This is a genomic window from Lysinibacillus sp. ACHW1.5 (genome assembly GCF_022014815.1).
GTDB lineage: Bacteria > Bacillota > Bacilli > Bacillales_A > Planococcaceae > Lysinibacillus > Lysinibacillus capsici.
Window position 1 is genome coordinate 3031919 of record NZ_CP091777.1, and the last position, 12204, is coordinate 3044122.

12 protein-coding genes and 2 pseudogenes are annotated in these 12204 nt (G+C 36.4%); 6 read left to right on the forward strand and 8 right to left on the reverse strand.

Annotated features, from left to right (window positions below; all coding sequences use genetic code 11):
• Positions 1-139 precede the first annotated feature (139 nt).
• On the forward strand, positions 140-892 hold the full coding sequence (locus L6W14_RS15120) for a hypothetical protein (RefSeq protein WP_227744900.1): 753 nt from the start codon (positions 140-142) through the stop codon (positions 890-892).
• Between the two features lie 213 nt (positions 893-1105).
• On the opposite strand, the pseudogene L6W14_RS15125 reads toward L6W14_RS15120, so the two are convergent.
• Positions 1106-1441 (reverse strand): annotated as a pseudogene (locus L6W14_RS15125) (hypothetical protein); the annotation flags it as partial.
• A 573-nt stretch (positions 1442-2014) separates the two neighbouring features.
• Here L6W14_RS15125 and L6W14_RS15130 point away from each other — a divergent pair.
• The gene (locus L6W14_RS15130) at positions 2015-3658 is read left to right on the forward strand and encodes a pyridoxal phosphate-dependent decarboxylase family protein (protein ID WP_131520540.1); all 1644 of its coding nucleotides are present in this window, start codon (positions 2015-2017) and stop codon (positions 3656-3658) included.
• Positions 3642-5339: a methyl-accepting chemotaxis protein gene (locus tag L6W14_RS15135; protein WP_131520539.1), complete on the forward strand. Its 1698-nt coding sequence runs from the start codon at positions 3642-3644 to the stop codon at positions 5337-5339. Before L6W14_RS15130 ends, L6W14_RS15135 begins: the two co-directional genes overlap by 17 nt.
• Positions 5340-5420: 81 nt before the next feature.
• On the opposite strand, the gene L6W14_RS15140 is transcribed toward L6W14_RS15135, so the two are convergent.
• The 7 genes and pseudogenes from L6W14_RS15140 to L6W14_RS15170 all read right to left on the reverse strand — a co-directional run bounded on the left by L6W14_RS15140 (position 5421) and on the right by L6W14_RS15170 (position 10596).
• Entirely contained in the window at positions 5421-5849 is a 429-nt protein-coding gene (locus tag L6W14_RS15140; protein ID WP_131520538.1) for a GatB/YqeY domain-containing protein, read from the reverse strand.
• A gap of 50 nt (positions 5850-5899) precedes the next feature.
• Positions 5900-6922: a DUF1835 domain-containing protein gene (locus L6W14_RS15145; protein WP_237898275.1), complete on the reverse strand. Its 1023-nt coding sequence runs from the start codon at positions 6920-6922 to the stop codon at positions 5900-5902.
• 266 nt (positions 6923-7188) lie between these two features.
• The gene (locus tag L6W14_RS15150) at positions 7189-8178 is read right to left on the reverse strand and encodes a zinc-dependent alcohol dehydrogenase family protein (protein ID WP_131520536.1); all 990 of its coding nucleotides are present in this window, start codon (positions 8176-8178) and stop codon (positions 7189-7191) included.
• An 18-nt stretch (positions 8179-8196) separates the two neighbouring features.
• Positions 8197-8607 (reverse strand): GNAT family N-acetyltransferase, encoded by a 411-nt coding sequence (locus L6W14_RS15155; RefSeq protein ID WP_036076278.1) that lies wholly within the window; start codon positions 8605-8607, stop codon positions 8197-8199.
• A 69-nt stretch (positions 8608-8676) separates the two neighbouring features.
• Positions 8677-9360, reverse strand: coding sequence for a VOC family protein (locus tag L6W14_RS15160; RefSeq protein ID WP_131520535.1), 684 nt, complete (start codon positions 9358-9360; stop codon positions 8677-8679).
• Positions 9361-9446: 86 nt separating this feature from the next.
• Positions 9447-9785, reverse strand: a pseudogene (locus L6W14_RS15165) (cupin domain-containing protein).
• A 58-nt stretch (positions 9786-9843) separates the two neighbouring features.
• Complete coding sequence (locus L6W14_RS15170; protein ID WP_131520533.1) at positions 9844-10596, reverse strand: SMI1/KNR4 family protein; 753 nt, start codon at positions 10594-10596, stop codon at positions 9844-9846.
• 149 nt (positions 10597-10745) lie between these two features.
• Between L6W14_RS15170 and L6W14_RS15175 the strand changes: the two genes are divergently transcribed.
• The 3 genes from L6W14_RS15175 to L6W14_RS23085 all read left to right on the forward strand — a co-directional run bounded on the left by L6W14_RS15175 (position 10746) and on the right by L6W14_RS23085 (position 12130).
• Positions 10746-11081: a hypothetical protein gene (locus L6W14_RS15175; RefSeq protein WP_131520532.1), complete on the forward strand. Its 336-nt coding sequence runs from the start codon at positions 10746-10748 to the stop codon at positions 11079-11081.
• A gap of 13 nt (positions 11082-11094) precedes the next feature.
• The gene (locus L6W14_RS15180) at positions 11095-11640 is read left to right on the forward strand and encodes a GNAT family N-acetyltransferase (protein ID WP_131520531.1); all 546 of its coding nucleotides are present in this window, start codon (positions 11095-11097) and stop codon (positions 11638-11640) included.
• Positions 11641-11995: 355 nt separating this feature from the next.
• The gene (locus L6W14_RS23085) at positions 11996-12130 is read left to right on the forward strand and encodes a hypothetical protein (RefSeq protein ID WP_004226973.1); all 135 of its coding nucleotides are present in this window, start codon (positions 11996-11998) and stop codon (positions 12128-12130) included.
• The last annotated feature ends 74 nt before the right edge of the window (positions 12131-12204 follow it).

A 12204-nucleotide genomic window follows, 5' to 3' on the forward strand; every position in this document is an offset into this window, starting at 1 on the left:
AGCCGTATTGCTTATCCTTTTTTCAGATGGGATACAAACCTATGATTTTCTTATCCTATTGTTTGCTGTTTTCTTTATAGGTACCCCGTGGTACAAATTTTTCAAAAAAAAGTAAATTTAAATTTAGGAGGAATAGTAAATGAAGAAAAAATTGATCTTTTTTGTAATGGTTATGTTTTTAGCATTTCAACCCCTATCTGTAAATTTAGGTGCTTTAGCTAAAGAAAAAAATGAAACTACTGACACTACTGATTGTAATAGTTGCTCACAACAAGCACCTTTGCAAATTGAAAAGAATGGTTTCCTTAATGACTCAGTAGTTGTAAATGAAGTGAAACAGGATTTAGATATTGCAGAGAATTTCACACATAGTGAATACAGTAGAGAAGACTTTGATTGGCAAAATACTGAGTATATGGATTACGGTAAGAATAAAGATGGTTTGATGATTCCTTATAAAAAGAACAATGAAAGTTTTGATATTCGATTATTGACTACTTATGATAAAACCACTGGTGAAGTTGGCGAATTTATCATTATGAAATCAACTTTAGATATAGAGAATAATGAAATCAATGTTACTTATGCAACATTAAACAATGAAGACATGCTTGGTATGACTCTTGAAGTAGGTACAAATAAAGTAATTGATAAACAAGTTTATTTCGATGAAAATTCAGAAGTTTCCCTTTTATCAACCAATAGTGCTAAAGCAGGTTATTGGAGTGATTCATGGGAATGCTTAAAAAACTATTGGTATGATGCCCCTGAACTAACAAAACAAATTTGTAGTGCCGCATGTGCGTCAGTAATATTTGGTGGCAATGTTGTAGGTGCTGTTGCGTGTGCTAGTTGTTTAGGTTCTCATGTTATGGTATGTCTAATCCATTAATAGTTAATTAAAAATCCCCTTCTATGGACGTTTAAAAGGTAAACCGATAATAAAATTGTTTAATATTATTATAAAAATATAAGAGCCTTGCTACACTCTAGCGTGTAGTAAGGCTCTTTAAAGTTGTTTAATTCTTATTGAACTAAAGCACCCTGTTAGTTGAAGAACTAATTTTACGAAATAATTCCTTTATAATTGTTGTATAGTACTATATTATTCCGCATGTTCTTTCATTATTTTATCAAGTGCTTTAAGATAAGCATCTTTATTTTCCTTACTTAACTCATAAAGTGCATTATCCCAATTTTCCCCATCTACACCCGATAAATGTGGAGTACTTTTTAGTACAGCTTCTTGCATATTCGGTTTATCCTCTTTACTAGCGTCTTTAATAAGCTTTGTTGCTTTTCTTGCATCTGTAACCCCTACTTGTATGTCTTTGTGAATGTCTTTGTATTTAACAGGAACATTTATATATTCCATATTGTCTAAAATCTTATCCATCTTGATTGCTGTTTTTAAAATATCTTTTTCTTTTTCTTTTTCTTTGTCTTCCATAGCTTTCATCGAGTTTACTATGAATATCTTAAAAATATCACTCAAGCATTTGCCAACTACAATGCCCATCGAAAAGAAAAAGTAAATACTATCTCTAAACAATCATGGAATATTGGCAAAATGGCTCAGATGAATAATCGTTTTTTAATTAGCCTGAGAAATAAGTTATTAAAATTAACACCACAAGTAATGATTCAAAAACAAGCACAGCATGTCTATAATTTTGAAACCACAAAATAAGGAACTCTTAAAATCTGCACTTTCTTTGTGCAGATTTTTTCTTTTAACTAGGCAAATAGATAAAAAGTAATAGCTATTAAAGTTTTTCTTATAATAATATCATCATCCTTTTTCATTTTAAGATATTTCTTTAAAAATCAAGCTACAGTAACATAGTTAGAATTTGTCAATAAAACTTAGATTTTTCAGAAATGTCTATAAATATTTTTTCAGTAAAATATAATCACCATCTCTACTAAAATATGCTATTATACCTTTAGTATAATGTCCTATTTTTATGGAAGTAAAAATAGAGGAAATATGAACTATAAAAGGATGATGAATATGCAAAATATCCAACAATTATTCCAGAGCGAAGATGGAAATATCCAACAAAGAGAGAATTTTTTATCCCTATTAGAGAAAATTGTTTCCTCATTAGATGAATTAAAGAACCCAAATAAGACAACTCTTGGTCCAATGAAAGAGCGATCTGCTAATTTTTATCAAGAGCTTATGCAAGAGCATCAAGTGCCAACAACTGGGATTGGACTAGATCAAGTTGTAAAAGAATTGACACATTTAATGCAAGGACACCCTTATCATACACGTAATTTTGTAACAAATGTTTTACCAATGGCAAGTATTCCTGGAGTGTTAGGACAGTTTACAAATGCGCTATTGAATGGCAATAATTTATGGGATGTTTATGGTCCTGCTGCAGCTGAGTGTGAGGTTAAAGTAGTCGCAATGATGTCTAAATTAGTAGGCTATGATTATACAAAAAGTTTTGGCTACACAACATGGGGTGGACAAGGTGCTGTTTTCAGTGGACTTCGTCTTGCCATTGCAAAACAATTCCCACAAGCAAAAGAAGATGGTGTTCCTACTAATTTATATTGCTTTGCTTCAGAGAATGCCCATTACAGTCTTTTAAAATCAGTAGAAGCAGTGGGTATCGGCAGTAAACATTTAGTGCGTGTAAAAGCGGGTAAAGATCATTCGATGGATGTGGAGGACTTACGAGCACGTATGACAGAAGTCATCGAAAATGGCGGTATTCCTGTCTATGTAGTAGCGACAACAGGTGCTACTGATCAATTTGGTATTGATGATGTCCAAGCCATCAAAGTAGTCACAACAACCCTTGAGAAGAAATACAACTTACAACCAGTACATATTCATGCTGATTCGGCTTTAGGTGGTTTTTATGCCTTCTTCAATGATTATGATTTTAATAAAAATCCACTCCAATTCGAGGCAGAGGTTTTACAAGGATTAGCACAAATCCATGAACGTATGCAACATCTAGCCATTGCAGATAGTCTTTGCTTTGACTTCCAAAAGCTTGGACAAACACCTTATTTAACTAGTCTATTCTTAATTAAGGAAGGTAAAAGTTTACAGCTACTAGATATTGAGGACTTTGATACGCCATATGTAGGCAATCGTGGCTATGGCTCTTATCATACTGGCTATACATTAGAATGCTCTCGTATGGGTAGCTCCATTGCAATTTTTGCTGCATTACAGGCATTCGGCAAAGAGGGCTATCAACAACTATTAGCTAATTATGTACGAGTGAATTTAGCGTTCCGTGCTCAATTAGCTGATAAAACACCAATGTTACAAGTGGTGAATGAAATGAATATCGGTCCTGTAACAGCTTTCCGTTTGTATCCAGATGGGCTGAATTGGCAAGCTGAACAAGCTGGTCATTATACACAAGATCAAATTGAACATATTAATGGCATCAACGCTTCATTCTTTGAAATTATTGGAGAAGGTCGAGACGAAGTATTCTTTGGTGACACAACACGAGTTTGCACCGTTCATACAAGTGATACAACACAACATGTTCCAGTTGCAGCGGCAAAATTCTTCTCAATTTCACCTTATACGGAGACAGCGCATATTCCTGATATGATTCAATTCTTACAGCAAAAGCTTAAAGTACTGGAGGCGTCTCACATTGCGTATCGTCACTAAATTTAAGAGCTCTTTACTCTATAAATATATAGCCAGTTTCACCATTCCAATAGCGATTATTTCCTTGCTCTTTAGTATTGTGTTATTTGCCGTTTCTTACCGCATTATTGACAACTTTGTTATTAAACAATTTGAATCTACTTTAGAGATTACATCGACAACGATTTTTGAAGATATTGAGAAAAATGATGTAAAGGCAGCGGATAATGGTAGCCCTGACAAATACAAAAAGCTTTTAGATCAATTGAATGCAACGGTTAAAAAATATGATGTTGAAAACGCCTATATCCTTTCTAAAGCAAATGGTAAGGAACATATCGTCGCTCTAAGTAATACCGACAATCATCAGCAAGATTATGTATTTAGTGAAGAAATGCATGAAGCCGTAGCTACTGGTAATACACAAACAAGTGATATTTATAAGGATGAGTATGGTATCCACAAATCCATCTTTATCCCATTTAAAGATACAGATATTATTTTCGGTTTAGATATGGATGCCTCCTTCATCGCTGAACTTCAAACGGAAACACTATGGATCTGTATTATTCTTACAGTTATATTTATTATTTTTGGCGTGATCGTTGCTTACTTTATTAGTGTAGGTATTACGAAGCCAATCAAAAAAATGACTCGCTATGTCAGTCAAGTTGCACAAGGTGATTTAGCCGTCGAACCTCTCCAAATAAAAGGGTCCAATGAAATTGCCCAGCTGTCTTCAGGGATAGAAAATATGACGGAAGATTTACGCTCGTTGATTCATCAAATCGCCCAAAATGCTGAACAAGTGGCCGCCATGTCGGAGGAATTAACAGCAAGCTCTGAACAGACAAGTGCATCCATTCAGCAAATAACCTCTTCTATGCAAGAGGTTGCAGCGGGTTCGGAAAAGCAGACCTCTTCGATTGAAGAAGTAGATAGTCATATTACAACCATCTCAAACAAAATGTCAGAGGTAGTGACAAGTGTAACCGATGTTACAGATAAGGCATTCCAAGCATCTGCTATATCAGAAAAAGGCAACACAACGATCCAAGATGCTACTGAAAAAATGGCTGTAACATCTCAGGCTATTCAAGAGTCAGCAGCTGTAGTAGAACGTTTAAGCACATACACAAATGAAATTGGGGATATTGTGACATTGATTACCCAGATTACGGATCAAACGAATTTACTTGCATTAAATGCTTCGATTGAGGCAGCGCGTGCAGGCGAACACGGTAAAGGCTTTGCAGTTGTAGCGGAAGAAGTCCGTAAATTAGCCGATCAATCATTGGAGGCAACTAACAGTATTCGAACACGCATTGAAACGATTAAAGAGGAATCTTCACAAGCCGTCAAATCAATGGCTATCAGTAGCAGTAATCTTGCCGAAAGCTCCACAACATTCAATGCATCCGGAGAGGCATTTGCTGAAATCTATGCCCAAGTCACTGCACTGACGAGAGAAATGGACCATGTCAATAACGTGATGTCCAATATCAATGAAGGTGTTAGTAGTATTGCTAGTTCTGTTGAACAAGTGGGGGTTGTAGCTGTACAAGCTTCAGGCAATATTCAAAACGTAGCAGCTGCCTCTGAGGAGCAATCCGCAAGTATTGAAGAAATAACCGCTTCTTCGAACAACTTAGCTGAAATGGCGCAACAGCTTCGCAATATTATTCAAAAATTCAAGTTATAAAATATAACTAATCCGCTATCCTAATTATGAGATAGCGGATTTTTCCATCCATAAAAAAACTTCTACCGTAGTGGTAGAAGTTTATGCAATAATACTCTTCACAACTTTTGAAATAACGGCACCTTCAGCCTGACCTGTCAGCAATGGTTTTGCAATTTTCATCGCTTCTCCCATGTTCATTCCTTTTCCAACACCAGCTGCCACTAATTTCTCTGCAATTTCTTCTTCTGATAATTGCTTTGGTAAAAATGATCTCAAAAGTGTCAATTTGGCTTCCTCTTTTTCAATCAGGTCTGCTCGCCCTGCCGTTTGTGCACCTTCTAAAGCTTGATTTGTTTGTTTGACCTCTCGATTAATAATAGCTATTTCTTCGTCAGCTGTTAAAGCCTCTCCCTTTTCTTTTTCAGCTAAGTCTAATGCTGACTTTAAAAGGGATAATACACCCTTCGCTAACGTATCTTTTTCTCTCATTGCCGTTTTTAATTGTTCAAATACTTCAGTTTTTAACAATGATCTCACTCCTTCTAACCGTCTATATCAAAAAAATTATATCATAAAAATCATGAAGGATTATAGTTCGTTGCATCTGCTAACTTTACTTTATAGTGTAATATTCCCTTTAACTCGCCTTGATAAGAAAAAATGCCTTGCTGAATTAATTGGCGTAGACGATAGTCAATCCATTCAACCTCTCTCAATTCCTCCATATGCCCCATTACCTCTCCAATTAACCTAGCTGCAACTTGATAATGAATTTCCTCTTGTTCTTCCTGTAAACGTTTCGCACAGGCAATGATCAAGTCATCTTCTCTATCTTCGTTGTTATTGCCCCAAAGTTCATGGTATTTCCAGGTATGTATGCAATCGTAATCATCCATTAACAGATTTAGCCCTTCTTTGCATAGGGAGTGCCTCAATGCCTCTTTTAATGGCCGTGATTGGAAATGCTCATAAAAATAACATAAATCCTCTGCTCTGACTTCACCAGTTGATCTTGGATAATGATCCTCTGCTAACTGTGGTAAAGTATACAACTCATGAAATAACTGAAAAGTATCTAATACATAGATATCATTTGTTTTCTGTTTGAGCATCGCCAAAACGAGTCGAAGTCCTATTTGCTCATGAGCATTTTGACAAGTCCAAACGATTATATCCTGATGAGGGGGAATATTTTTAATTTTATCTATTGCTTCCTTCATCTCCCGCTCACCTATCATCAATCCATCGTCTTCTATTAAATAGCGCTGTTCCAACCATTGAAAACGAGCTTCAATTCCGTCCCGTGTATGTACATCTTTCAAAGGACCAACAGAAAAATTACCTGGCACAACAATAATCTCCTCGGACTTAGCATAGTCAGGATTACGAAAGGCTGCTTTCAAGCTCCCCCCAGGTGAATGACCGAATACAATATGCACCGTTTGTACCTTTGAAGGATCCCGCTCCTCGGCTTGTTGTAATAAAAACTGTAACATGCTGTCTCTTGACTGTTCATTTATTAAAGTTAAAAGCAGCATCTTCTTTGCATCAGCTTCACTCAGTCGTTGTATTGACTTTTTTAGTTGATTGATCTTCTTCATCATCTGTACTCCTTTATTTCAAAACACCTAGCCTAATCATACCTCTTTATTACCTCAAATTACTAATTTAGTTAGTTTTAAAGATATGTTACTACTATTGCTAGTGAATTCTTTAATCTGGGCGGAGGCTCACTTCTTTTGAGCGACTTGCTCACTTTTTGGAGCAGGACAATGTATGAACTATTTTCTCCAGATCTAAAAACACTCATGTCCCTATAAAAAAACATACTACACGTAGTAGCTCAACTACGACGGTAGTATGTTATTTAATCAACATTCGTTAAAAATACTTTTCCTTTTTTAGTTCCCTCAACAGCATCGATCGCCTTATGGATATCCAATAATGGATAATGAGCATGTACATTCATCATTTTTAAGGAGCCATCCTGTACAAGGTATATAAGCTGTTGCATCGTTTGTTGCCATTTTTCAATTGACGTCTGACGTTGCCAATGGCGTAAATGAAACATCCTCGCTTGTACCTTTGCTTCCTTCACAATGTTTGTCCAATTTACCTGAATACCCGATAAAAGGCCAATAGCTAAAAAAATACCCTCGGGCTTTACGCAGAAGGCAAGCTGATTGCCAGCCTCTCCACCAATCGAATCAATTGCTGCATCTGCTCCCTTACCATCTGTTAATGCCATAACGGTTTCGTAAAGTGGCATTTGAGAGGTATCAATGACAAATGCTGCCCCAAGTTGCAGTAATTCTTCAGTATGCTGATTATTTCGTGTCACTGCAATAAGTCGATAGCCTAGCAATTTCGCAAGTTGAGCATAAAGATGTCCAATGGCAGAACCACAAGCATTTACTAATAAGACATCGTTTGCTTGTAAATTAAGTACCTCTGAGCATGTTACGAAGGCTGTAATTGGATTAATATACATTTGTGCTGCTGTAAAATCATCCATCGTGTCAGGAATAGTCACTGCAAAATCTGCTTGCGTTTTCACTACTTCCTGCCAAGTTCCCTCCCCCCTTAACGGTAATACGCGCTGACCAATAATCTTTGGTGAAACAAGCGGTCCAACAGCTTCTATTATTCCTACTCCCTCATAGCCAGGGATAGTTGGTAAAGTGATTCTATGAGCATATTTCCCCCATATTGGGATTAAATCTGAGGGATTAATCGGTCTGGCTAGCATGCGAACAAGAATTTCTTGACCTTGAGGAGGCTCGATTGTTTTATTCTCTAGCCTTACAACCTCTTGCGGATTTCCAAATTCATAAATTTTTAGGCATTTTGCTTTCAACGATTCTAGCTCCTTTATTCATTCCGTATAAAACAACATCATACCAGGAGCATCTATTTCACGTTCCTTAAAGCCAAGCTTCTGGTAGAAAGGTTGTTTACCTTTGGCACAAAATAATTGAACCCATTTTATATTTTCTTTCTGACATTGCTCTAAAAGAGCATCCATCACCATTGTGCCAACTCCTTTTCTTTGATAATCAGGGTGCACCATCACATCACAGATAAATGTTTGATAGATACCATCAGAGATAATACGTCCATAGCCAATTAGATTGCCTTCATCATATATAGATGTACTGAACCAGCTATTACAAATAGCCTTGTATAATTGTTCATACGTATACTGCCCTTTTGCATTCCAGCCAGTTGTTTGGTGCAATGCTTTATACGAGTCTATCGTCGGATTTGTTTCTTTGATTATATACATATAACACCCTCCTTATTTTGAATAAATATACAAAAAAATATATATTTAATCAACAATAAGTTTATGATATTAAAGTTGCAGAAGCGTTAATTGACCTTTTTCATCCATATTTAATTGTAAAGCTTCGTCTATTTCAATACTAATTGGACTGATAACTGCTTTCTTATCAGAAAAATACCACAGACGTCCTCTCGGTCCTAATAGGATATTGGCTCCGTCTTCATAGTTTCCTAGAAAATTAAGGCCATCCAGTTGAATTTCCTTGTTTGCTATAGGGTTTATAGCATATTTCTTTAATTTTTCAGCAATTGTTTGAATGTCATCTGACGTTAAATTGATTTCTCCAATATGTAACACTTGCTCTACAGAAAAATTAACTTCAGCATGTTTTGGATTTATTTCCTGTCTTGAAATAAGCTCCACTATATTGCCTTCTGGATCGTAGAAATAGCATGCATATGCTTTTAAAAACTCAAAATAGACTTCATCCTGCCCCTCTGAATCCAGCAAGCCTACATGCTCTTCTGCCCAAATCTTTGCCTGTTGAAATAAGTTACTAGGAATATTTAATGCAAAATGATACTGCTTTGGCATTTTAGAAGACAACTTTTCAAATGTCATCCTGCTTTCCCCCATGGCTATTGTAAAATAGTCAGCTGTTCTTTCTAACAAAGTAAAGCCTAACAAATCAACATAAAACTGCTCCATTTTTTGCATATCATAGGCATATAATTTTACCTTCGTAATCTTCATCTTTAAGCACCCCTTTACCCTCCCTACTATACAAGCAGCTGATAAGAATGGCTTCATGCAAAAGAATGAAGTTTACTTTCGTGTAGTTAAAGCCGCTCTCGGTCTCCCCTGCTATTTGGCTGCGATATCACGAGGAATTCTACATCTTCTTGTGAATCGTTTCGCATTTGATGTGGTACATGTGGAGGTACTTCAATTCCGTCATGCTGCTTTAACTCAATTCTTTGATCATTCAGTTCTATTGTAGCTGTGCCTGAAAGAACAAAGAAAAACTGCTGTGCATGATGGTGATAGTGATTTACCTCAGCTGTTTGCGCAGACATTCGCTCATGTATCACACTAAGCTCCTTATTTTGAACAAGATGCCAGCCATCTCACTGTGCACCCCATTGATAGTGTTGTGCTAATGCTTTGTTAATTTTCATCCTTACACCTCCTTTCCTGCTTTAGAGGAGGGATATCCATCATTCTTGTTAATTTCCCTCATTCAATAAATTCAGCTAGGCTAATTTTCCTTTTTTGAAAATCTGCACGGATAGCCTGTAACTCGGCTTCTAACTTTAAGGCACCTGCTTCAACTCCCCTATAAATTACTAGCGGGGGCTGTTCTAAAGCCCTTCTCGCTTGTGAATAATCATAAGATAATAATTTTTTTAGCAACAATAATGTCTTTAGTTTATCTTTTCCGTCCCCAGTAATAGTTAGTTCATAGTACGCTACAGAACTTTCTTCAGGCAACATGTCTTCTAAACCAGGTGGAATCAGTACACTTTCAAGGAACAAAATTAAATTGTCATAAGCCATGGAAAAATGCCAACTGCCTGTCCCATGAAGAGCGGTAAAAACAGCCGTATCACCTCTTGATAGATCCAGACAATAGGGATCGCCTTCATCTGTGGCAATGACTAAATAATCATGTGGCCAATCCTCAATCATCTCATCTGTCACCGGATTATAATTATAGCCCTCCTGCCCACGTATTAAATCTCTTGCGCCATAGATATTTAGATTAATATAATCACCTGTAGCCCATGTAACCCTTTCAACAACATAATGTCTCAAAAAATAAACATACTCTGCTGGCAATGACCACCCACCATCCACAAATTGGCTAATATCCTCTTCTGATTGATGATAAAAAACCATGGGATAGGCTGACTCCCGCTCCTGAAGCTCATCAATAAAATCATGCATTTGCTGTAATACTGCATCGAGTTTCTTTTCTGAATCTTTCAATGGAATTCTCTCCTTTTGATGACCAAGTGTCTTTCTTGCATTTTAACATACCCCATCATTAACCAAATAAGGGGAACATGTTATAATCATTAAAATAGACTGGTAGTATGCATAACGTGAACAAAAATAACGGATGGGAGCGATCTGTCATGCAACATACGAATGAACAGATAATACAGCAAGCCAACACGGAATTTTTGAAAGCACTTCGCTATTTAGATTATGGCAAGGTAAAACAAGGGGAAGCATGTCTCAAACAAGCCACCCATTTGGCAAATCTGCTGAATGACCATATCACATTTATTCGTGCTGCCATTTGTTATGGAGAGTTGCTATGGCACGCTGAAAAATATGATGCCTCCGATCATTGGTTACAGCTGGCACTTGATCGATTGACCGCAGTACAGCAAGATATAAATGACTTACTAGATGTGGATGTGCATCGAGCTCGATCCCTACTAAACCACCAACGACATCCATTATAAGGAGCAAGCAATCATGAAATTACTTATTAGACGTCCAGAACAGTCGGACATCCAGGCGTTACACGAATTCTTTGATCTTGTCATTCGGGATACTTATAAAAAAGAAGGGATTGCCGAGCTAGTGGACGATCAACAGGATGAATGGGAAACGAAAAAACAGTATGTAGCAATGGACTTAGAAAGCCAGGGCAAAAAAAGATTTTTCTGGTTAGCTTTAAATGAAGAAACCCATGACATAATAGGTACTATCGAATGCGGTGAAGCCAACGAAATCATTCAACAAACGATCAAAGAAGAACTATTCAATTGTCTAGAAATCGGTACCCTTTTTGTTCATCCTGACTATCAAAATCGTGGGATCGGCACCATACTACTACAGAAAATGCTCCTAACGTTAGAAAATCGAAGGGTTCCTAGTTTTTGTTTAGATAGTGGATATAAACAAGCGCAAATGATCTGGCAGAAGAAATTTGGACAGCCTGATTTTATCCTTGAAAACTATTGGGGAGCAAATAGTCACCATATGATATGGAAACGAACACTACCATTTCGAATATAGAAGTAAAAAATGCTCTATCCGATTACACAAGAACTTTATGTAAAAAACAAATCTTTAGTCAATAACATGCTTTATGCATACAATATAAAACACTTTCCAAAAGATTTACAGGGTCGTTATTAGGAGATACACACAAGCTTCGTGGTTTAGGGTATGACAAATTACAATGAATATTCAGTATGATTTCCACTTAGCTTTCAAGTGTTACCATCTGATGAAAATATCCTAATAACAATTTACGGGACTCTCGATATGTGGGATAAGACTCTAAAAAAGACTTTAGATCAGTATGATGATTGGTAAGCAATAAAGAGATTATAAATGCTAATACTTATTATGTTTGGAGGGGAATGAAATGTTAAAATTCATTGATGATTTAGCTGGTGCGGTTTTCGATGTTTTTATGTTGTTTTGTTATTTCTTTGCAGGCGTAATAATTGTAGGAGTCCCCATTTTTTTATTAGCCAAGTTTTTCCTATTGTTTCACTAAATTTCAAACAGGTTGGTCCCACTATAAAAGGAATCACTATAAATAGTGATTCCTTTTATGACGAATACACTCAA